The sequence below is a fragment of the Pseudomonas sp. JAI120 genome (assembly GCF_014207255.1).
Classification (GTDB): domain Bacteria; phylum Pseudomonadota; class Gammaproteobacteria; order Pseudomonadales; family Pseudomonadaceae; genus Aquipseudomonas.
On sequence record NZ_JACHCZ010000001.1, the window covers coordinates 2,204,881 to 2,226,719 of the forward strand.

A 21,839-nucleotide genomic window follows, 5' to 3' on the forward strand; every position below is an offset into this window, starting at 1 on the left:
CGCAATGCTGGAACAGTACGACCGAGCCAAACTGTTGGATGAGGTTTGGACAGAAGCGGTGACGATAGTCGCACCGCGCTACCAGCTCTCTGACGTAGGCCTTAAGAAACTCTGTGGACGGCTACAGATCCCAACCCCGCCTCGGGGCTACTGGACACGACTGAAGGCTGGCAAGTCGGTGCCGCCGCGCCCCAAACTTCGCGAATACGTTGGCCACCCGATGAACCTATTTCGCACGCAGGCCCCGCACACCGAGGTTGAGCCCAATCCCATGGATGAGCGGCTGGTGCCGCTGCTGGCCTTCGAGCGAGCACCTGGCAACCAGATTATCGTCCCTGATCAAGTGAAGCGTTGGCACCCGATGACCAACGCTGCCCGCGTTGCGTTGAAGAAACCCGTCATTGATTCACGCGGCCAGCCCAGCACGCGCGCGCCTGCGCTAAGTATTTGTGTTTCGCCCTCCTTGCAGGATCGCGCGCTAAGGCTCGTGGATACCCTCCTCAAAGCACTGGAAACACGTGGCTATCGTATCGAGCAGAGCAAAAGGCAGGTCGACATCCTGATCATGGGCCGAGGCTATCATCTGCGCGTGTTCGAACCCTGCAAGCGCAGCCCATATGTGCCAACGCCAAAACAACTGGAGGACAAGGCTCGCGGGCGCTGGAGCTACTGGCCTAATTGGGCATATCAAACGACAGGGCAACTCCACCTGCTAATAAATGAAGGGTATGCAGGCAAAGTTATCGACTCGCCGAGCCACCCGGTCGAGATGCAATTGAACAAGCTGCTTGAACAGGTCGTTACAAACGCCGTCGGGGCGCTGGTGAATGCAGAGCAGCAGGCCATCGCCGATGAAAAGCGTCGCCAGCTGCGCGAAAGCGCTGCCGCGCGACAACGCATACAGAATGACGAACGAAAACGCTTAGCCGCCCTAGAGTCCGATGCACAGAACTGGCGCCGCGCCCAGGTCATCCGCGACTATATCGACGCCCTTGAGTGCAAGTCGCTATCGGCAACCCACGGCATAAAGCACATGAGCTATTTTCAGTGGGCGCGCACCAAAGCCGATTGGCTAGATCCACTGATACGAAATGTGACCGATATACTGGACGAAGATATAAAGATCCCCTATTAGGCGGCACTTTCATGACTGATGAAACGAAAAAAAACGAAGATTTGATACATACATTTGACGAGATAGTCGCGTTGAAAGACGCACAACAGCGCCAAAAACAGGAAGACTTGCGCGAATGGCGCTTGCGCTATGAAGCCTTAGATGAAGAAACGCGAAAAGCGCTCGACGAAAAAATTAAAATCTATTGCGACAGCATTCGCGTGCAATTTGGGAGATCTCGACCGTTTCATCCGCGTCGCCGCTAAGCGTATATGAGTGTTTTCTACGCCCTGTCCCATTATTTAACCTATACCGTAACGCATTTATTTTGCGTAACACTCCAGTGTTACGCAAAATAAATGCGTTACACGAGAACATCGTTTGCTCCTCGTAATAAAGTCAGCACCGCTAGAAGTGGCGCCCTTCGACAGCGAAAGCAATGTGCAAAATTTGCATATTGCCTCCTACTATCCAGTGTTATGTACAAATGGATAGTGCTCCGCCCCCTCGGTGTCAGGAGAGGTTTCCGTCTAGGAGGCTCCTCCTACCGCACATTTTGAGCGACATCGGCCAAATGAGGTCTCATCGGACGGAACCGTCACTCACTGAAATGAAAAGTGGAACAGGGAATCAGTTTCGCCCTCGGAGCTGATGGCGAACATGACTAACTCAACCAGTGTATGACAGGCAGCTCAAAGGCACTCCCTGGCCAAACCATTAACGCCAATCCCCAGTCAGAAACCCACCCATATTAGGTGCAAACCATGTCTTCGATACCGTTTCTCCCAAGGATCGCGGGCCTGCATGAAACTGCCGCTGCGGGTTAATCGCCCCCATGCACGCCCCCCATAGCCGGTGCCAGCGGCGCAGGCAAAAAACATCGGCAGCAGTAATTTCGAAAAAAAATTTGTACGTTTTCTCACGGGCAATAAAAGCAAGAAAATCAACTTAACATTTTGATATGTATATGTTTTATTTAACCTGTCAGTCACATAAACATTTTTTGTCAGCACCATTGACGCCGCAATAAAAATGTGAGTTTACGAATAAAAAAGCTTTCACTATGATGCCCGAAATCCCCATTTTGGACGCATCCCATGAGACCACCTACCGCCTTCGAGCAGAGCCGAACCCGGACACCAAGCCGCATCCTGAAGAAGGGAAAATACGGCAAGCACATCACCCATTTTCCATCCTTCAAAAACAAAAAGGTCGTGGTTTGCGAAAGCGAGCTTGAAGCGGATTTCTGTGTCTGGCTCGAATATGAAGATCAGGTGGTGGCCTATGCCCCTCAGCCCGGAACCTTCTCGTTTGCCATGGAAGACCGTGCAGTTCGGTATACCCCCGACTTTGAAATCAGCTATGGCACTGGCGAAATCAGATACGTCGAGATCAAGCCCGATCATATTGTCGAGGACGCCAGCTATCTCCGGAAAATAGGCGAGTTCAGAAAGGTTTGTGAGCAAGCAGGCTACGGATTCGACCTCATCACGGAACGGGAAATTCGCATTCAACCAAAGCTGAGAAATCTCCAAAATCTCTATAACCGAATGCATCTGGTCACGGACACGGAGTTGAACTACGTCCTCGACAGCCTCAGGCAAACATCCATGTCTGGCAGTACCGTGCGCTCACTGTTGGCGCTACCGTATCCACCCTCGATGAAATCAATCGCCAAGGGCGTATTTAATCGGCTGATTTCGGCTGATCTCGACCAGCTATTTACGCTGGAGTCACGCGTTTCATCATCGGCTAACGGGGGCCGCACGCTATGTCTAATGCCATAGTCAATGAACGTTACCGCTTGAATGGCGCGGAATTTGAAGTCGTATCGACCGATTTGAAATACGCTCAATTCAGTGCCGTCATCGGACAACGGCAAGTATCGTTTACCCACTTCCAGGTGAGCGAAATGATAGCGAATGGAAGCTTGGTCAAATCTCAATGCGCACCTATCGACCAGAGCAAAGCTCCAATTCTTTTGAGTATGAGCACGGCTGAAAGAGCGGAGCATGACAGGAAAACTGGATATACCGTAGGCGCGTTGCTAGCGCTTGGCAACCGCCTGCCTCGTGACGCAGCGCAAGCCTATATCAGAGAGCACGCGGAACAAATTGGGGACTCTTCCCCCCCCAGCTATTCGACATTGTACAACTGGGCAGCAAAATATAGGCAATCCGGCAACAGTCCCTTGGGACTTATAAAGAACAAACACTACCAACTGCCACGTGGAAAAAAACTGGACAACAAAACGATCGAAATTGCAGAAGACATCATTAACCAGCACTATCTGATCAAAGAACGCCCGAGTGGACAACTCGCTTATAACATACTGATAACTCACATCGAAAAAGACAATGAGCATCGCCCTTTAGATGAGCAAATCAAGCCGCCCTCACGTGCGACGTTTTATCGTATGTTGTCCGCAATTGACGCATATAAATTCAACATCATGCGCGAAGGCCGAGCATACGCTGAAAAAATAAATAAATATGGACGTAGCATCCAGAGGCCCCATCATATGTACCAGAGAATAGAAGCAGACACTCAACAAATTGACATTATCGCTGTGGACACGAACGGAAATGTCATCGGCAGGCCCTACCTGACCGCATTTATCGAGTGCAAAAGCAAGATGATTATTGGGTGGGAACTTTCAATGACGCCACCTTGCGCGGCGAAAACAATGAAAGCCCTCAAGATGTCGCTGCGCAGTGATAACCCTATAGCGGGAAAAGGGGAAACATACTACATTGACAATGGATCAGAATTTCTTAATGACTCATTTTTCAATTTCTTCAGTATATATGGCTCGAAGGTATTACCGCTGCCACCTGGGAAGCCCGATCAAAAAAGCTTTATTGAGCGATTTTTCTTAACTTTGAACCTGACAATTATGCATCACGCCAAAGGTACGACTAAATCCAATCCGACAGAACGTAGAGATTATAACTCCGAAAAAAATGCGTGCCTGACCGTAGAGAGCATCAGATTAGTATTCACACGCTGGCTCGACGAGTACTACCATGAAAACCCTCAGAAAGGCGTATCCGTAGCCCCACGAAGTGCTTTTGAGAAGGCCATGATGACGGAGTTGCCGCCCGACACCTACGCAATTGAACAGCTAGATATTACTTGCCGCAAAACCAAAGCAAGAACAATTTCAAACGGCAGGATCACAATGTTCAACCTTCAGTGGTACGGCCCTGGACTAGCAAGATTGAATGACAAAGCCCGAAAGCACAACTGTAAACCTTTGGTGCATTACGACGAATCTGACCTATCAACCGTGTGGTTATCCATACCGCAAGAACCTGGGGTAATGGTTCGAGCAGATGCTGTAGACCCTGATTATCAAAACAACCTAACGCTTTACGAACACCAACTGGCCTGTGACGCAATTGACAAAGAAGGCCTGACTTTTAGCAAGAAAAAAGCAGCTCGCGCGCTAGCAAATATTTACCTTAGCCTAAGTGAACTAGAATACAAAAAACCTAAAAAGCAAAAACAACAACGACCGATCACTTTGGCAACTCAGGATGATGAAGGTGATGCAAGAGCAGAACTCGAAGACGATGTATACCATACCCAGACAGATTTGAATGTCACCGAGATGAAAAATATAGAAGACTCCGATGATGACTTAGAAACCTTTAAACTAGAGTAATTCATATGACTCCTGCAATTGAAAATAAAATGACAGAGTTTTCCAAGCATATTGTTGTTCACTGCTATTATAAAGACGCGTTAGAAAAAATACATAAAAGCATCATAACGACCGCTACTCGCCGTGAGCCTTCATCTGCGCTACTGACGGGACTCTCCGGAGTTGGAAAATCAACAGTCTGCAAATATGTAGTACAACAAATCGGTGGTCGGAAGGAAATAGAGACCGAGTGGGGTATCATTGAAACCGTCCCTGCATTTTATTGCGAACTACCAGCTGGGCCTACACTGAAATCCCTGACTATGGGTATGCTAGCTCAATTAGGGTGCGTACATCTAAATGGCGACGCCACGGCCTTACTTTATCGATTGATCACCCTCCTAAAGACCTGCCAGACCCAGGTCATCCTACTAGACGAGTTTCATCACTTGCTGGGAAAAGGGGCCGAAAAAACGAAAGGTCTCGTTTGCGACTGGGTTAAAACGCTTATGAATCGAACACTGATACCCGTGGTCATAGCGGGTACACCAGAGTGTGAATCAATCGTAGACGAACACCCACAGCTTGCCCGACGGTATCCATTCAGAACAAATCTGCGGCCTCTCGAATACACGTCGCTGGAGAATCAGTCAAATTACTTGAAGGTCCTAAAATCGCTGGGCGCACAAATTAACAAGATCGGCGAGTTCTCGGAGTCTATCTATCTCACCGACCAAGCGTTGGCGGCCAGAATATTTGTTGCCAGTGGCGGCAATATGAATTCGCTTCGACAGTTGCTTCACGAAGCCTTCCGGATTGCGCTAGAAAGAAACACAAGCACATTTTCTGAGAAAGACCTTGCAGCATCCTATGACTCGCAATGCCTGGAGGGAGCCTTAGTAAAATTCAAAAATCCCTTTGCATTGGATAATCAAGAAGTCCGGGGTATCATTTCTAGGAACTCACGATGAATGTCTTGAGCTTTGTACCTCGCGCACGTCCTGAGGAAAGCCCTCGTAGCCTGCTTATCAGAACCGCATACCATAATGGCTTTAAGTCTGTCACCAAAATGATCGCGTCGTTACAGCGCGAGAACAACGCACGACCATTCGATTGGCAGCTGCACCACTCAAGCATGGCCAAACTATTCGAGACACTTGATCCAAAAACAACTACTCCCCTGCCATTTTACCGCAGCACGTCTGAGGTTACGCGCGGCGCGCCGGTGTATATCAACAACATTGCCGTGCCTCTGACGCTGCTTAAGACGAAAAAACATCTAATTTGCCCTGAATGTTTATTAGAAGGCTGGCAGAAATATATTCAGGACTTCGACATTATAGACGCCTGTCCATACCATGACTGTGCCTACATTGATCACTGTCCGTCTTGCGAGCAAGAGATAACATGGACTGACTGCAATGGAGCATTGTGTAAATGCGGTTATGATTTGCGGAATAGCCCACAACAGCCTAAGCATTCACAGCTCTCGACTAGCCTTCTTTCTATTTTTAGAAATAAAGATCAAGAGAGCTTCGACTCATTCTTAATCAACCTCCAAGTACTCAGATACTATTACAAAATCAACGACGAAGAAAAGAAACACACAGCTGACCTTGCAGTTAGCATAGCTGACAGTCCTAACTGCGAAAAAATCACAGCTGCTATTTGTCACTCGATCGATGAGCACGAGCCTGCACCAAACCTATTTTTTATTGCCCCATGGTTACTATCTAGCGATGAAGAGGTCCGACAGATTGCCAACAACTTAATAACTAAGCCGCTCACGCCATCCAAAACACAACAAAAGCGCAATCCTAGAAAAGCACTATGGCTACGCCGAGATGAGCTGGCAACCATTGGAGTAAACCAACTCAAACTACAAACCCTTATACGTTCAGGACTAATAACGAAAATTAAAATAAAAACAAATACGCCTTTCCAATATCATTCACACAATTGGGCTGCCGTTGAAGCTTGGCTGGGGTCAGCCGGTACTCAAAAAATTGCTACAGGAATCCCATCTCACTTTGACGTAGAGCGCGCTGCTCTGCATCTGGACGTCTATCCTGAGGTTGTCAGGCGAGCAGTCAAGGCTGGATTTATCGCTAATAATTTGAAAACTGGAGCTTTTGGAAAAATGCTTTTGGATGCCAACGAGGTGTCTGCATTTCATAACAGATACATTTTCGTCGGACCACTTGCAAAGCAGCTCAACACACCAAACACTACACTGACAGCACGTCTGACAACGGTAGGAATTATGCCAGTCTCGGGTCCAACTGTGGATGGAGCGCTGGTCACAATTTACGAAAGACACGCACTTGAAGAGTCGAGAGTCGCGAGAGCTTTGGAAGCCGAAACCTACTCAAATAAGGCGGGCCGCAGACTACACAAATTGATGCCTAACGACACACATATCAGCTCCACCGAGACCGCAAGAATTTTAAATATCGAAATTCAACGGTTGAAATATCTAGAACGGATGGGCTTTCTTGTGCAAGAGATACCAGCAGAATTTCTATGCGAAAATCGGCGTTTTTTTACTAAAAAATCTGTCCTCTCGACAAAAAACAAATTAGATCGCTGTGTAACAATTGATTCCCTATCCCGTGAGTTTGAGATCCCATCGCTTACCTTCGCACGTCGTTTCATAAAAAGCGGTTACGTGTCCCCCATAGTGATCGGTAAGCGTCAATTAATCTGTGAAAAAGATGCAATTCAGATTCGCAAAAACCTCGAACTGTACTGTAGTTGCGATCAGGCGGACAAATTCCTGAAAGCGCCGATAGGACATGCATCCAATCTAATTTCCACAGGTCGGATCCGGGTCGTTCCAGTTTCCGAATCCAAGATCACTACGGTCCGACTCATCGGCTGGGCTGATATTCAAGCACTAAGCGTAGCTCTCTAAGCTTTATCCCGTTTCAGTCTCATACTCCCTCCTTTTCACTCACCCCGGTCTACACTCGGGGAGTTGACACAACCTCATTAAAAAATATAATATCTACTAATAATCAGAAATACAGAACGCAGCTCTATTACCCCCACTAAATTTGATGCATTTTAATACTGTAGAAAATTCATTTTTAATTGAGAAAAGCATCATACATTTTAGTTTTAATTGAGATAGCGCTTTAAACTTCATGAGACACAACGGTTGTCCTCCAATGAATACGGATAGCCCGTTTCAGCTTTTATTGAGACTCCACGTAGCACAGCAACACCAAGAAGCCCTGACTTGTTCAGGGCTTTTTTAAGCGCTCATGATCTGAATAGGAACTGTCTTACGCAAGGATCATCCGCAAAATGATTGATGCGAACTTCGATACTGATAGCCTCGTCCGCCGGTGCCTAAGAAACGCCCAACGTAGACGCTAGCCCTGATTGCACAGCAGAAATCCGCCTGATCTTTGGTCATGGGGACATGATGCTGCACTAAGGACAATGCCTGTTGGAGTTTCTTGAATCCGCTCTCTACGTTGGGCCCTGGCCCTCCTGAAAATCACGTAGAGGTCATAGGAAATGCCTAACCAATATCTGCTCGACTTACCGGCGGCCAAGAATGCAGTAATGCCTGAGCCTTCTATTGCCGTCGTGTTCACCAGACATCATCTTCCTCTACACGCTCTCCTTTTAGAAAACCAACCATGGTTCTGCGCGCGCGACCTCGGGCGCTTGATGGGTTACTGCTTGGATGATCGAACGACTCGTAAACTTGATGACGATCAACGGCAATACCTGAAGTTACTGTTCCACGGTCAACCGGAAGAAATGCTGATGATCAGCGAGTCCGGTGCATATGCACTGCTGGTCTATCACTACGCTCCAGAAAACAGGCTGTTACGGAGTTGGCTTACTCATGAGGTCGTCCCGACTTTGCGCGACGAGCGTCAGCCCCGAACGGTGGAGCGACCACTATTGAGCATGTTGGATTGGCCGGAGATGTCGTTGAACCTGCTGCACTGGCAGGATGAAGGCTGGATTCGCCTCAGAGACATGCCATATCTGTTGGTCAATCGAACCTATCGGAAAGAGTCAGCAAGGACTCCGTGGTGGCGCAAGGTCACTCAACCTTTCCGGATGAAGCAGCGAATCTACTAAGGCGGACGACCGCCGAATCCTACCAATGCGTAGGAAATTTCGTAGACGCAATAATGGCTACTCAGTATCGTCCGAGGGTTTTCTACCCTCGGCGGCTGTATGGATACGCAAAAAGGTAATACCGGATGGAGCGATGAGGAGCTTGAAGCTTCCGTTGATGCTTATCTCAAGATGTTGAAGCTGGAGGACGCTGGCCAGCCATATAAAAAATCAGTCGAACATGAGCTTTTACGCGTCGGTGCGCTGAGCGCCAGGTCATCTGCGTCAGTCGATTATCGTATGCGCAATATTTCTGCCGTATTTGAGACGCTGAATCAGAAACCTATTGCTGGTTACACATCTGCAAACAATGTCGGCTCGGGAATCGTCTCTCGTATCATTCGGATACTTGCGCAGCGGGGCATCGTTGAATCTCAAGACAACGCCCCAACGTTTGATGAAGGGCTACTGGAGCAGCGTGCTGTAAAGCTTCAAAGCAAACCCATCAAGACCAAGCCCGAAGGCATCGCGGCCCCCCAGCAAGTCAGTACAACCAGTACATCCTACGTACGCGACCCGGAAGTACGGGCCTGGGTACGCCAGCAAGCGGCAGGTATTTGCGAGGGTTGCGGGTTGTTTGCGCCGTTTAATCTAGACGATGGCCAGCCATTTCTTGAAGTGCATCACGTCAAGCACCTGGCCCAGAAGGGTTCGGATCGCATCACCAATGCTGTAGCCTTGTGCCCCAATTGCCATCAGCGTTGTCACCGGTCGAGTGACCGGGAGGCTTTCACCGAGGGGCTTTACGCCAAGGTCGGAAGATTGGCACGGGAGTAGACTCCTGCTGTCACACCTGATGCACGCTCAAAAAAATACTAGATAGGACCGAGGCCAACCCGTGAACCCAGACATGCTCGAAGCCGGCCCCGCTGACGCCAAAGTACTTTCCGTCTTTGACTTCGACGGCACCCTGACCCACCACGACAGTTTCGTGCCCTTCCTCAAGTTTGCCTTTGGCACCGGCGAGTTTTATGGCCGGATGGTCAAGCTGGCCGTGCCTGGGCTGCGCTTTTTGGTGAGGCAGATCAGCCGGGATGAGTTGAAGGCGCAGTTGATCCGCACCTTTATGACCGGGGTGGAGAAGACGTGGGTGCAGCAGAAGGCCGAGGAGTATTGCCAGCGCAATTGGGCACGGTTGATGCGCCCGGCCGGGGTGCTGTCGGTGGAGCAGGAGTTGGGTTCGGGGGCGGTGGTGACGCTGTGTTCGGCGTCGCCGGCGTTGGTGCTGCAGCCGTTTGCCGATCGGCTTGGGATCAAGTTGATTGGCACTGAGCTTGAGGTGGTCGACGGGGTGTTGACCGGCAAGCTCACCGGGAATAACTGCCGGTGTGAGAATAAGGTGCTGCGGCTTGAGGCGGTGTATGGGGACCTGGGGGAGTATCGGCTCCGGGCCTGGGGCGATACGCGTGGGGATCGGGAGTTGTTGGCGGCGGCACAGGATGCGCATTTTCGGCATTTTCATGCGAAGAAGAAAAAGCGGGCTCGGTTGCAGCGGTGATGCGGGTAATTGGGATCGGCTGGAGAACCGAGTCGATCCCATCGCTGCCTCGCTGAGGCTCGACACCTCCCACATTTGATCTTTGGCGGGGCTTAGAGCGGCGTCTTTAGGTCTACGCCCAGCGCCGTGGCGAAGGCTTTTACCAAAGGGCTTCTCGGCGCGTTGTGGCGCAGGATCAGGTTGAAGGCGGTGCTCAGGTGAACATGCTCCGGGCACAGTGCGCGCAGGCGCCCTTCCCTTACCAGCGATGCGGCGTAGTGCTCGGGCAGGAAGCCGATAAACCGGCCGGTCAGCACCAGGATGGCGACCGCTTCAACCTGAGAGGCTGAGGCGGATTGGCTGTCGTAGTTGACGAAATTAGTCTTGTCGCGATGGATCGCATACCGATGGTTGACCACTTCATATTGGCGCAGCACCTCGGGTGTAATGTCGTTCGCGGTGAAGAGCGGGTGTCCTACGGCACAGTAGGCGTGGGCCTTTTCTTCGTACAGCGGGAAGTAGTCGAATTCTTCGCGGCGCTGGTAGACGGGGACGATGCCGACGATCAGGCGCCCTTCGACCACGCGGCGCCGACCAGCATGTTCTATGCCTTGGGCATGCTTACGGCGATAGGCGGAACCTTGTGCTTCCTGAGCGGACGGCGGGTTGCAGGTTCTTGCTGATATTTGCGCGGGTTCCCGCTATTAATAGCGAAACCTCTCACGGACCCGAGCCCCATGAAATTCGACACGGCCTACAGCCTGAGTCTCGATGACAAGCTGTCGATTTATGACGTACGAGACCTGAATTTCGACGAAACCGCTGCCTACGATTCCGACCAGGACAGTTTCCTGTGCCCCAACGATGCCTGTCGCGCCGCCTTCGAAGCAGGCAATGTGCTGAGCACGTTCAACGCCAAGAACGTCAACTACCAACGCACCCCGCACTTCAAAAACACGCCGAGCACGCGGCATATCGACGGGTGCCGTTATGCCAGCCTCCACAAGGGTGCAGCAGGCGAAAACGACGATGAGCGTGAGGATAATTTCCCATCGGAATTTGTCCTGACCCGTCGTACGTACGAGCGTAAAACCGCGGTGGGCGGCACCGAGGGGCGGGTCCTACAAGATTCAGCGAAAACACCCTCAACCGGCAGCGGCGAATCTGTCAGTTCCAGCGACACTACCCCGGACAAAACCAGCGTGTTCGCCCACCCGGTGGAATGTTTTGTGTCGAACATCGACGACAAGGAAAAACTCAAACGCATGCCGCTGAAAATCGGCGAGCACACCGCGACTTACTCGGCGTTTTTCAAGAAGATCGAATACCTGCAAGACAACAAGGGCCTGATCTACTGGGGCAAGATCAAAGCGATCAAGGACTACACCAGCAGCTTTCGCATCGATTTCGAAAAGAAGGTGTGGCTCGACAAAAAACCCTACTCGGTCAACGTCTACCTGAGCAAAAAGCTCATCGAGAACTACCGCAAGCGTAAGGCGTTCCTGGAGCAGATCCGGGCGGCGGCGGACAGTGAACGGGCGTTGTATTGTTTCTTCTATGGGGTCACGCCGGAGCTGAAACAGGTGCCCAGCAAGAAGAACCCCGAGCAGACGTTCGGGGTGTTCAGCGCGAATATCGAGAACCTGGATCACCTGATCATTCGTGAGGCACCAGGGTTGGAATAGTGGGTCGATAAGAATCCAGTTGATGAGCGGTCAAAACAACTGTACAAAAACACAGTATAGTTTGCCCTCCCCCGTCGAATCCTGGAGAAACCCCATGTCCTCTCTGGCAATGAGCTCTTTCGTAGAACAGCAGATCGTCCTGCACCAATTCACCGCCAAACACAGCGTACAGGCCCGCGCGATGCTGGGCTGGAGCCGCGAAGAGCTGGCCCGCCAGGCGGGTGTGGCGGTGGATGCCATCCAACAGTTTGAAAGCCAGGGCGACGTGGGTGATGAAACCCGCCTGGCATTGGCGTTTCGGTTGGAGGCGCAAGGGCTGGTATTTTTTCCGGGGTTTGCGCCAGGGTGGGGCATGAGTGTGCGGCGGTTTGACACCGCCCCAGTCGAACCCGCCGCACACAACATTATTTCGCGGCTGATGGGCTCAACAGCGGCATCAATTGACTCACCAACGCCCCAACCGAATGGTGCGTAGAGTCCAACCGGATCACCGGACAGGTCAGTGCCGCCAACCAGGTTTCATGCCGACGCAGGCTACGTAGGCTGTGGTTGCCGTTGTCGTAGCGAGCGGCCCACGCCAGGAAAGCGACGCTGTTCTCGTGGCGACTGCCACCTTCCAGGATTTCATCACCGTAGCGTTGCACCTCCCTCATGCGCAGGCGGTGCAGGCGTTCTTGCGGCTCGAGGCGCAGGAACACCACGTGGGTGAACTGCGGGATCATGGCATCGCCCCAGCCGCACAGTGAGCCGGACAGCACCCAGCCTTCCAGGCCGGCGGTCTGTTCCTGCAGCAGGCGGATGCGTTCATTTTTGGGCCGGGCAACGGTGAAGGGGGCGTCGGTTTGCTGCCAGTAGAAGTCGTCGGTGTCGAAGCAAGCGACGTTCAGACTCTCTGCCAAGGCCCTACCCAGGGTGGTAGTGCCGGCCCCCGCAGCACCGAGGATATGAATTCGACAGGCCATGGCTTCCCTCCATCGCATTGAATGTATCTTTTGAACGCGTCAGCCCTTGGGTTGTACACGCCGACGCCTAGAGCCAGCTGTTGCTCAAAGCCTGGCCCTGGAGCCGACCCACGCGGCCTCCTCGTAGCCATGGGCTACGGCAAGCAGCGTGGGTTCGGTCCAGCGGGCACCAAAGAAGTAAGCACTGGCCGGCACGCCGTGCTCGTCCTTGCCGGAAGGTACCGAGATTCCTGGATAACCGGCCACTGCGACTGCAAAATAGCTGTTCGTTTCAAAGTCCGACACCACGGCATCAAGTTTTTCCCCGTCAATCAGCTCATCCACTGTGCTGCGAAAATCCTGGATAAGCGCATCCCATAGCGGCTTGCGCTCGTCGGATGTCAGGGTGGATGCGTCGATTTCCTTGAGCAGCGGTTGGTGGTCGGTGTCGCTGCCATCGCGCTTTTCATTGAACGCGATCAACTCGGAAACTGACTTGACCGGCAGCCCACCGCGCTTACCCAGGTAATCATTCAACTCACTCTTCACATCGGCAAACAATAGTTCGCCATAGCGTGATGCATCCGCCAGCCGCATGTTCACCGGTACAAGCACTGCACCTTGTGCGCGAAGCACATCAAGCGTTTTTTGAAACTGAGGGCTATTGTCCACCGACAGGTTTTCGCCATTCGCGGAAAAGGTTGCGGGATAACCAATACGTTTATCCTTCAAGGCGCCAGGCTTGAGCAACGCGGTGTAGTCAATGCCTCGGGGGGCGTCCACATTGGCTGAATCCTGAGGGTCGCTGCCCGACATGGCGTTGAGCAACAACGCAGCATCAAACACCGAACGCGTCATTGGCCCCGGCGTGTCCTGTCGATGGCTGGCAGGAATGATGCCGCTACGGCTCAACAAGCCCACGCCGGGCTTGAAACCGACCACCCCGTTAAATGCCGCCGGGACCACGATCGAACCATTGGTTTCGGTGCCAACGGCCAACGGCGCCAAACCAGCGGCAACCGCAACGGCTGAGCCCGAGCTTGACCCCCCGACCGATGCATCCGCTTGATGAGGGTTGAGCGTTTGCCCGCCCCGCTGGCTGAACCCATCAGGACCGCCGCGAAAACCGGCCAGTTCGGTCAGGTTGGTTTTACCCAGGATCACTGCGCCCTGCTGGCGCAGGCGTTCGACGATAAACGCGTCCTTGATCGCAGCGGCACCCACCAACCCGAAGGCGCCTGCGCTGGTCTGCTGGGTGTCGCCCGTCTCGATATTGTCCTTGAGGAGCACGGGAATGCCGTGCAGCGGCCCTCGGACCTTGCCGCTGGCGCGTTCACGATCCAGCTCGCGAGCAATCTCCAGCGCTTGAGGGTTGATTTCGATGATGGCGTTTAACGCAGGGTCGTGTTTGCGAATGCGCTCTTGCAAGAAGGTGACCAGAACTTCCGATGTGAGCCCGCCCGACCGGGCCATTTGTTCACCGAGCTCACGAACACTGGCCCATTCCATTCCCGGCGGAACCGGTTTGGAGGTGTCGGAGGTCAACGGCAACCCCATCCAAGACGCCGCATGGCTGACAAACGCATTCACACCATATCCAATTCCAAACATGAACCACCTCGGGAGAAGAGTAAGAAATGACGAAGGACCACCGTTGATCCGTGCGCCAGTCTAAAAACTTCCCTCATCCCAGCCAGCATGACGTAGGCCGCTCACCTCGTAGGATTGTTCAACGCCACAGGTAGCCCATGCTATGCATTCTCCACGCAACAGGCATTGCGATAACCCTGCACCAGCGCCGCCAGCGAATCCTTCGACCATCGCGCACCGTAGAACCACAACGTCGCACCACCCTCGAGGGTCTCGCCAAACCTGGGGTAACCACTCCAGCACGCACCATGGAACGCAGCACTTTGACTGTCCGACACCAGGGCATCCAGCCGGTACTCATTTACAAGTTCATCGATTTCATTATGAGTATGCAGGTTGAACGTGAGGGTGCCGTCGACACGTTGCGCCGGTACGGGTATCAGTTGCGTCCCGGCTCGACGCAAAACGTCCAGCGCCCGCATGAAGGGCGCACGGTGTTGAATCGGTTCGTGACCATCGCCACGGCCATATCGGTCGGCATACCCCACGCGCCTGCCGGCCAATACTTGCATGACGGCAAAGGGGCTGTTGTTCTGCACCAGAGGTACCTCCACCATCACCTGGCCCTCTGGGTCGATACCGCTCAAGGCAATCAGCATCAACGAGGGATCACGCATGGGTCTGATGGGAAGTGCCGGTACGTTATACCCGGGGATCAGGACGCCACCATTGGGGTGGGTTTGAGGATGGGGATCGACATCAAACGCGATACGGCGGGGGGGCGCTTGATCGGTGGAAGGGCGACGGCATGAAGACGCCGAATAGGTCATATCCAGGGGCGCAGACAACGGCTGGCCCACCTGGCAAACGGCATCCGCTCGCGAAAACTTTCTGCATTTGCTGTCCATCGGAACGCCTCCCCTGAAATCATTTTCCGGGGATCATCGCATCCTTCGTCGAAGCCTGTCGCAGACCCGAAACAACTTGAAAACTCCTTTTTCGTCGCCTCCGCGCCCTCAGCTCACAAGGTGCTCTTGCGCACCTTGGGTTTCCACTTCCAGCCACCATGCATATCCACGCTCCGGCTGGTTCAAGCTGAACGCCTGGCCCATCGGCGGTGTGGCAATCGACACATTGCGCTCCCACGCCAGCGCCATGATGCGGTCGAATGGTTCGTGCCAGGCATGGAACGCCAGGTCGAAAGTGCCGTTGTGGATCGGCAGCAGCCAGCGGCCCTTGAGGTCGATATGCGCTTGCAGGGTTTGCTCCGGCTGCATGTGTACATGGGGCCAGTCGACGTTGTAAGCACCGGTTTCCATCAACGTCAGATCGAACGGGCCGTACTGTTCGCCGATGCGTTTAAAGCCGTCGAAGTAGCCGGTGTCGCCGCTGAAAAAGATGCGGCGCGTGCCGTCGATCATCACCCAGGAACACCAGAGGGTCTGGTTGGCATCAAACAGGCCACGCCCGGAAAAGTGCTGCGCCGGCGTGGCGACAAAGCGAATGCCATCCACCTCGGTGCCTTGCCACCAATCCAGCTGCCGCACCTTGCTGGCGTCGACACCCCACTTGACCAGAATGTCGCCCACGCCCAGCGGCGCGAGAAAGTAACGGGTCTTGTCGGCCAGTTGGACGACAGCCTTATGGTCAAGATGGTCGTAGTGGTTGTGGGAAAGAACCACCGCCTCCAGGGGCGGCAGCTCTTCAAGACTGATAGGCGGCTGATGAAAACGCTTGGGGCCAGCCCAACTGAAGGGCGAGGCACGCTCGGCGAACACCGGGTCGGTCAGCCAGAACTTGCCGCGCATTTTCAACAAAACGGTGGAATGCCCCAGGCGGAACACGCTGTGATCAGGCGCCCCCAGCAACTGCTCGCGTGTCAGCGGTTGCACCGGGATCTGCCCCACCGGCCGCGTACTGCGTGGTTTGTTGAACAGCATGTTCCAGAAGATACGCAAGGTCTTGCCAAAGCCACCGTGCTGCACGGGGGCGTCGTTGCTGAAGCTCCCCAGTTTCGACTCAGCAGGTTTGGGCGCCGCAGGCGAAGACTTGATACGGGTTGAGATCGTGGCCATTACCGAGTGACTCCTACGGTCCGCTCATAAGTTACACTGCACAGTGTAGTTTCAAGATTGCAACAAAATCCGCAGCAAGTAAACTACCCAGTGTAATTTACCCTCAAGAGCTGAACGCCACCCATGACTGCCCCTCAACGCCTCACCGACCGCAAACGCCAAGCCATCGTGGCAGCGGCCATCGCTGAGTTTCGCGATAACGGCTTCGAGGTCACCAGCATGGACAAGATCGCCGCCACCGCTGGGGTTTCCAAGCGCACGGTGTATAACCATTTCCCCAGCAAGGAAGAACTGTTCGCCGAAATCCTTCACCAGCTCTGGGCCAGCAGCGTCGCCCAACTCGACGTCAGCTACGCCAGCGACCGCCCGTTGCGTGAACAGTTACGCGGGTTGCTGGAGGCAAAGATGAAGATGATGTCGGACACCAACTTCCTCGACCTCGCCCGGGTCGCCATCGCCGCCACCATCCATTCACCAGAACGGGCGCAAGACATGGTCACCCGCCTGAGCCAGCGCGAAGAAGGCTTTACCCAGTGGGTACGCGCCGCCCAGGAAGATGGCCGCCTCTCCTGCACCGACCCGGCGTTTGCCGCCCATCAGATCCAGAGCCTGCTCAAGGCCTTCGCGTTTTGGCCGCAGATCACGTTGGGCCAGCCGACCCTGGATGCCGCCCACCAGGCCAGCGTCATTGAGTCAGCCATCGACCTGTTCCTTGCCGGCTACGAAGTCAGCGCCTCCCGCACCCAGTAAAAACCATTGCAAGAGCGACATTCCTGGTCGCTTTTGACGCATTCGCCCTCTGTTTTGCGCAAATGGCCTGGAAGGCCACTGATTATTCCTACGGTAATAACTGACAATATTCACAGGACTTATCCGATCAATGGGTGATCCAGTGGCCGCGAGCCGCCGTATATGTGAAAAACAGTTGAACCAGGAATTTATGGAAAACAGACGAGGCAAAGGGCTCTCATTTGCCAGGCGTATCTACCAGCCAAGGATCATCGGCCTGGGTGTCGGCAGCATCAGCGTCACCGGCGCCTTGTACCCGCTCGCCATGCCGGGCTGGGTCTGGGCGTTACTGCTGTTCAATGGGTTTGCCTGGGCGCATCTGGCGTACCAGCTATCCACCCGCTCGCCGTTCCCTTATCAGGCTGAACAGCGCAACTTCTTGTATGACTCGGTATTCGGTGGGTTCTGGGCGGCTGCCACGCAGTTCACGCCGCTGACGGCCGTGACCATCCTGTCGATGATGACCATGAACAACGTCGCCGCCGGCGGCCGGCGCCTGTTCCTGCGTGGCCTGCTCGCCCAGGGGCTGGGGATCGGCGTGGCGTGGGCGCTGTTCGGCATCAAGTTCAACCCCGACGTCAGCCTGCTGCAGGTCTACTCCTGCCTGCCCATGCTGACCCTCTACCCCATGGCCATCGGCATGGTCTGTTATCAACTGGCGATCAAGCTGTCGGAACATAAACGCGCCCTCAGTGCCCTGAGCCGCACCGACAGCCTCACCGGCCTGCTCAACCACGGCTCGTGGAAAGACCTGCTGCACCTCAAGTTCCACAAGTGCCAGCAGCAGCAAAGCCACGCCACCATCGCATTGATCGATATTGATCACTTCAAGCAGATCAACGATACCCACGGCCATATCGTCGGCGACACGGTGTTGCGGCAACTGAGCCTGGAACTGCGGCGCAACCTGCGGGAAAACGACCTGGCCGGGCGTTACGGTGGCGATGAGTTCTGTGTGATTCTTCCGCAAATGCCTCTGGAGCAAGCGGCGCAGATCATGGAGCAGATGCGCAAAACATTCGGCAATTACCGCACCCCGCACATACCGGAATTGCGCGTCAGCCTGAGCATCGGTTTGGCGGATTTCCAGCCGCGCTACACAGACGCAGCCATGTGGCTGAACGCGGCGGACCGGGCACTCTATGCCGCCAAGGACACCGGGCGTAATCGGGTGAGTGTCAGTGAAGACCGGATCGCCTGTTCCGCCTGACGTAGTCCTACAACTCCTCGTCTGAATCTTCCGTCCAACACCATAGGCGATAGCATAATGCCTCCATTCGTCGCCTACCCAAAAATGGTCCTGCCCCTTGGGCGAACTTCTTGTCAGGCTGATCACTCTTAACCCGTTGTTCCACCCCGCTGTCAGCACAAGGAGGCTGACAATGAGCACGTCAACCGTAAGGCGAATGCCTTACGGGGGCAGGCGCATACACATGGATACTCCCCGACGCATGCTTGCCCGAGCCCCCGAACATGCTATTCAACACCCATAAAAAAACCATCAATCACCTGCAACACACCGTGGCTCACCAAGCCAGCCTGCTGGACGCGATCGAACGCTCCATGGCAGTGATCGAATTTGATCCGCAAGGCCTCGTGCTACGGGCCAATGACAACTTCCTCAACACCCTGGGCTACCGCGCCGAGCAGATCGAAGGCCAATCCCACCGGATGTTCTGCACGCCCGCCTTCGCCCGTAGCGCCGAGTACAGCCAACTGTGGTCCAACCTGCAAAACGGCCAGTTCCAGTCCGGCACCTTTGAACGGGTGGCCAGCAACGGCCAGTCGGTGTGGCTGGAAGCCAGCTACACCCCGGTGCGTGACGACACGGGCCGTGTGGTCAAAGTGGTGAAGTACGCCCTGGACGTCACCCCGCGCCTGCAGGCTGAAAGCGAGGCCAACGCCAAGTTGGAAGCCATTGGCCGGGCAATGGCCGTCATCGAGTTCAACCTCGACGGCACGATCATCACCGCCAACGCCAACTTCCTGCAGCGCATGGGCTACAGCCTGGCGCAGATCCAGGGCCAGCATCACCGCCTGTTCTGCACAGCAGAGACCGCAGCGAGCTCAGCCTACGGTGACTTCTGGCGGCGCCTGAACCAGGGCGAATTGTTCAGCGGCCAGTTCGAACGCGTGGGTAAAAACGGCCAGCCCGTGTGGCTCGAAGCCAGCTACAACCCGGTGTACGACGCCAGCGGGCGCCTGTGCAAAGTGGTGAAGTTCGCCTCGGACATCACCGCGCGCGTGCAACAACATGCTGCAGACGCACAAAGCGCCGCCCAGGCCTATCACCTGTCCCTGCATACCCAGGACATGGCGGAAAAAGGCGCCGACGTGATCCAGAAAACAGCCAGCGGCATGCGTGAAATCTCCTCGGACATCGACAACTCCTCGCAACTGATCGCCAAGCTGGGCGAGCGTTCGCAACAGATCAGCACCATCGTCAACACCATTCGCGGCATTGCCGACCAGACCAACCTGCTGGCACTCAATGCCGCTATCGAAGCGGCGCGCGCGGGCGAACAAGGCCGTGGTTTTGCCGTGGTGGCCGATGAAGTGCGGCAGTTGGCGGCGCGCACCAGCGGTTCCACCACGGAGATTTCCAGCATGATCGCGGTGATCCAGGCTGAGACCCGCCACGCCATCGACAGCATGGACGCGACCCGCGACCGCGCTGCCCAGGGCGTGGAGCTGGCCAACCAGGCCGGTACAGTGATCCTGCAGATTCGCGAAGGCACCAGCGAGGCGGTGCACGCGGTGAGTGCGTTTGCCAATGAGCGTGGCGCCCACTAACACTCAGTAGCCCCTCGGGTTATTCATGTGTAAGACAGGTCGCCAGGACTATAGTGATTCACTGTCTTAACGTTGATGACCCGAGCCCACCATGACCCCCGACAAGCCCGAAACCGCCCCCGTCGATCACCTGCGCTTTCACCGGCGCCACGCCCACCTGGCGCCGACCTTTGGCAACGACACCTTTGCCCTCAAGGCCGAGGCCTTTGCGCGCTTCTTTGGTACACCGACCTTCCTCGGTGCGCAAACCGCGATCGTGATCTTGTGGGTGGTGCTGAACGTAACGGGCATCACCCACTTCGACGTGTACCCGTTCATCCTGCTCAACCTGGCCTTCAGCCTGCAATCAGCCTATGCCGCGCCGCTGATCCTGCTGGCGCAGACGCGCCAGGCGGCCCGCGACAAAGCCCAGTCCGACGCCGATGCGCAACACCGCGAAGCACTGGCCATCGCCAATACCGAACGCCAGGCCCAGGCCGCGCAAACCACCAAACAGCTGCTGGAATTGCTGGAGCAAAACACCCGGCTGACGGAAATGACCAAGCAACTGACCGAACACATCGAAACCTTGACGTGCGAAATGCATGAGCACTACGTAAGAAAACCCCAGTAACTGTGCGTATCCATTGTCGGAGGGGCGATGTCAGGGTTTCATCCGCACATGCCGTCCCAACTCATCAAACAGCGTCACCACCGAGCGCAATGCCCGGCAATCGGGACGCGTCAGCAGCCATAACGCCGTGTCGTGCCCCGCCAATGCGGGACCCAGGGGTTGCAGGCCATCATCCAGCAGAAAATCCGGCAGCGCCGCCACGCCCAACCCAGCCCGCACCAGTTCGGTGACCGACAACATGCTGTTGCAGCGATAACTGAGGCGTACACCGGGCAGGTGTTCGCGGCGCCAGGCCACCGTGGGGTGGTCGGGCAGGAAGTCGTCCGGCGCGATCCAGGCCAGGTCCGCCAGCGAGCGTGCGGCGTGTTGATGGGCATACGAGGGGCTGGCACACACCTGATACGCAACGCCCCCCAGGCAACGGCCGACAAGGTGCTCCGGCGGTGCCGTGGTCAGGCGCAGGGCGATGTCGGCATCGCGGCGGCTGAGGTTGGCGAAATCATTGGAGGTGCTCAGTTCCAGGGTCAGCGCCGGGTAGTCCGGCATGAACTGCGCCAGCGCCGGCAGCAACAGCCCTTGCAGCACCGAGTCGGTACAGGTCAGGCGCACCGTGCCGCTGATCACCTCGCCGCCCTGCTCCACGCCGATGCGCGCCGCTTCCAGCGCTTGTTCAGCACGTTCGGCCTGCTGCGCGAGGTTGCTGGCGAGGCTGGTGGGCAGGTAGCCGGCGCGGCTTTTTTCAAACAACGTCTGGCCCAACGCGGCCTCCAGCCGTCGCACCGCGCGGAACACCGTGGACACATCTACCCGCAACAATGCCGCCGCCCGCGCCAGGGTGCCGCCACGCACCAGGGCGAGGATCAGCGACAGGTCGGAGTAATCGATTTGATAGTGCGTGGCTGCATTGAGCATGTGGGCAAACGCCAATATTGATTGCGTGCGCGCCAATCTATAGTGCACGGCAGGACACCAC

At 55.0% G+C, this 21,839-nt stretch carries 20 protein-coding genes and 1 pseudogene; 15 read left to right on the forward strand and 6 right to left on the reverse strand.

What is annotated here, in order from left to right:
• Positions 1 to 4: 4 nt before the first annotated feature.
• From HDC32_RS10370 to HDC32_RS10410, 9 genes are all read left to right on the forward strand, one after another.
• The gene (locus HDC32_RS10370; RefSeq protein WP_184743804.1) at positions 5 to 1,135 is read left to right on the forward strand and encodes a hypothetical protein; all 1,131 of its coding nucleotides are present in this window, start codon (positions 5 to 7) and stop codon (positions 1,133 to 1,135) included.
• Positions 1,136 to 1,146: 11 nt separating this feature from the next.
• Complete coding sequence (locus tag HDC32_RS10375; RefSeq protein WP_184743807.1) at positions 1,147 to 1,380, forward strand: hypothetical protein; 234 nt, start codon at positions 1,147 to 1,149, stop codon at positions 1,378 to 1,380.
• Positions 1,381 to 2,211: 831 nt separating this feature from the next.
• On the forward strand, positions 2,212 to 2,901 hold the full coding sequence (locus HDC32_RS10380; RefSeq protein WP_128591541.1) for a TnsA endonuclease N-terminal domain-containing protein: 690 nt from the start codon (positions 2,212 to 2,214) through the stop codon (positions 2,899 to 2,901).
• Positions 2,886 to 4,781 (forward strand): DDE-type integrase/transposase/recombinase, encoded by a 1,896-nt coding sequence (locus HDC32_RS10385; protein ID WP_184743809.1) that lies wholly within the window; start codon positions 2,886 to 2,888, stop codon positions 4,779 to 4,781. Before HDC32_RS10380 ends, HDC32_RS10385 begins: the two co-directional genes overlap by 16 nt.
• Positions 4,782 to 4,786: 5 nt before the next feature.
• Positions 4,787 to 5,731 carry a TniB family NTP-binding protein gene (locus HDC32_RS10390; RefSeq protein ID WP_128591535.1) on the forward strand — a complete coding sequence of 315 codons (945 nt, stop codon included), beginning with the start codon at positions 4,787 to 4,789 and terminating at the stop codon, positions 5,729 to 5,731.
• Positions 5,728 to 7,674, forward strand: coding sequence for a TniQ family protein (locus HDC32_RS10395; protein WP_184743812.1), 1,947 nt, complete (start codon positions 5,728 to 5,730; stop codon positions 7,672 to 7,674). Before HDC32_RS10390 ends, HDC32_RS10395 begins: the two co-directional genes overlap by 4 nt.
• Before the next feature lie 659 nt (positions 7,675 to 8,333).
• Positions 8,334 to 8,864 carry a Bro-N domain-containing protein gene (locus tag HDC32_RS10400; protein WP_371263207.1) on the forward strand — a complete coding sequence of 177 codons (531 nt, stop codon included), beginning with the start codon at positions 8,334 to 8,336 and terminating at the stop codon, positions 8,862 to 8,864.
• Between the two features lie 99 nt (positions 8,865 to 8,963).
• Positions 8,964 to 9,680, forward strand: a complete 717-nt coding sequence (locus HDC32_RS10405) for an HNH endonuclease (RefSeq protein WP_184743815.1) — start codon at positions 8,964 to 8,966, stop codon at positions 9,678 to 9,680.
• Positions 9,681 to 9,753: 73 nt separating this feature from the next.
• Complete coding sequence (locus tag HDC32_RS10410; protein WP_057704184.1) at positions 9,754 to 10,401, forward strand: HAD-IB family hydrolase; 648 nt, start codon at positions 9,754 to 9,756, stop codon at positions 10,399 to 10,401.
• A gap of 92 nt (positions 10,402 to 10,493) precedes the next feature.
• Here HDC32_RS10410 and HDC32_RS10415 read toward each other — a convergent pair.
• A pseudogene (locus HDC32_RS10415) lies at positions 10,494 to 10,970 on the reverse strand (substrate-binding domain-containing protein); the annotation flags it as partial.
• A gap of 147 nt (positions 10,971 to 11,117) precedes the next feature.
• Here HDC32_RS10415 and HDC32_RS10420 point away from each other — a divergent pair.
• Both HDC32_RS10420 and HDC32_RS10425 read left to right on the forward strand, forming a co-directional pair.
• Positions 11,118 to 12,065: a hypothetical protein gene (locus tag HDC32_RS10420; protein ID WP_184743818.1), complete on the forward strand. Its 948-nt coding sequence runs from the start codon at positions 11,118 to 11,120 to the stop codon at positions 12,063 to 12,065.
• Positions 12,066 to 12,159: 94 nt separating this feature from the next.
• The gene (locus tag HDC32_RS10425) at positions 12,160 to 12,540 is read left to right on the forward strand and encodes a helix-turn-helix transcriptional regulator (protein ID WP_184743821.1); all 381 of its coding nucleotides are present in this window, start codon (positions 12,160 to 12,162) and stop codon (positions 12,538 to 12,540) included.
• On the opposite strand, the gene HDC32_RS10430 is transcribed toward HDC32_RS10425, so the two are convergent.
• The 4 genes from HDC32_RS10430 to HDC32_RS10445 form a co-directional block, all read right to left on the reverse strand.
• Positions 12,470 to 13,027 (reverse strand): AAA family ATPase, encoded by a 558-nt coding sequence (locus HDC32_RS10430; protein ID WP_184743823.1) that lies wholly within the window; start codon positions 13,025 to 13,027, stop codon positions 12,470 to 12,472. The genes HDC32_RS10425 and HDC32_RS10430 overlap by 71 nt on opposite strands.
• Positions 13,028 to 13,111: 84 nt before the next feature.
• The gene (locus HDC32_RS10435; RefSeq protein WP_184743826.1) at positions 13,112 to 14,617 is read right to left on the reverse strand and encodes an amidase family protein; all 1,506 of its coding nucleotides are present in this window, start codon (positions 14,615 to 14,617) and stop codon (positions 13,112 to 13,114) included.
• A 140-nt stretch (positions 14,618 to 14,757) separates the two neighbouring features.
• Positions 14,758 to 15,273: a hypothetical protein gene (locus tag HDC32_RS10440; protein WP_131697811.1), complete on the reverse strand. Its 516-nt coding sequence runs from the start codon at positions 15,271 to 15,273 to the stop codon at positions 14,758 to 14,760.
• 339 nt (positions 15,274 to 15,612) lie between these two features.
• Positions 15,613 to 16,671 carry an MBL fold metallo-hydrolase gene (locus HDC32_RS10445; RefSeq protein WP_131697812.1) on the reverse strand — a complete coding sequence of 353 codons (1,059 nt, stop codon included), beginning with the start codon at positions 16,669 to 16,671 and terminating at the stop codon, positions 15,613 to 15,615.
• Between the two features lie 123 nt (positions 16,672 to 16,794).
• Between HDC32_RS10445 and HDC32_RS10450 the strand changes: the two genes are divergently transcribed.
• The 4 genes from HDC32_RS10450 to HDC32_RS10465 all read left to right on the forward strand — a co-directional run bounded on the left by HDC32_RS10450 (position 16,795) and on the right by HDC32_RS10465 (position 20,866).
• Positions 16,795 to 17,421: a TetR/AcrR family transcriptional regulator gene (locus HDC32_RS10450; protein WP_131697813.1), complete on the forward strand. Its 627-nt coding sequence runs from the start codon at positions 16,795 to 16,797 to the stop codon at positions 17,419 to 17,421.
• A 190-nt stretch (positions 17,422 to 17,611) separates the two neighbouring features.
• A complete protein-coding gene (locus HDC32_RS10455; RefSeq protein WP_184743829.1) occupies positions 17,612 to 18,670 on the forward strand; it encodes a diguanylate cyclase in 1,059 nt (352 codons plus the stop codon).
• A gap of 263 nt (positions 18,671 to 18,933) precedes the next feature.
• Positions 18,934 to 20,253, forward strand: coding sequence for a PAS domain-containing methyl-accepting chemotaxis protein (locus tag HDC32_RS10460; RefSeq protein WP_145337930.1), 1,320 nt, complete (start codon positions 18,934 to 18,936; stop codon positions 20,251 to 20,253).
• Between the two features lie 91 nt (positions 20,254 to 20,344).
• Entirely contained in the window at positions 20,345 to 20,866 is a 522-nt protein-coding gene (locus HDC32_RS10465; RefSeq protein WP_145337928.1) for a DUF1003 domain-containing protein, read from the forward strand.
• A gap of 30 nt (positions 20,867 to 20,896) precedes the next feature.
• On the opposite strand, the gene HDC32_RS10470 is transcribed toward HDC32_RS10465, so the two are convergent.
• Entirely contained in the window at positions 20,897 to 21,778 is an 882-nt protein-coding gene (locus HDC32_RS10470) for a LysR family transcriptional regulator (RefSeq protein ID WP_167655078.1), read from the reverse strand.
• Positions 21,779 to 21,839 lie beyond the last annotated feature (61 nt).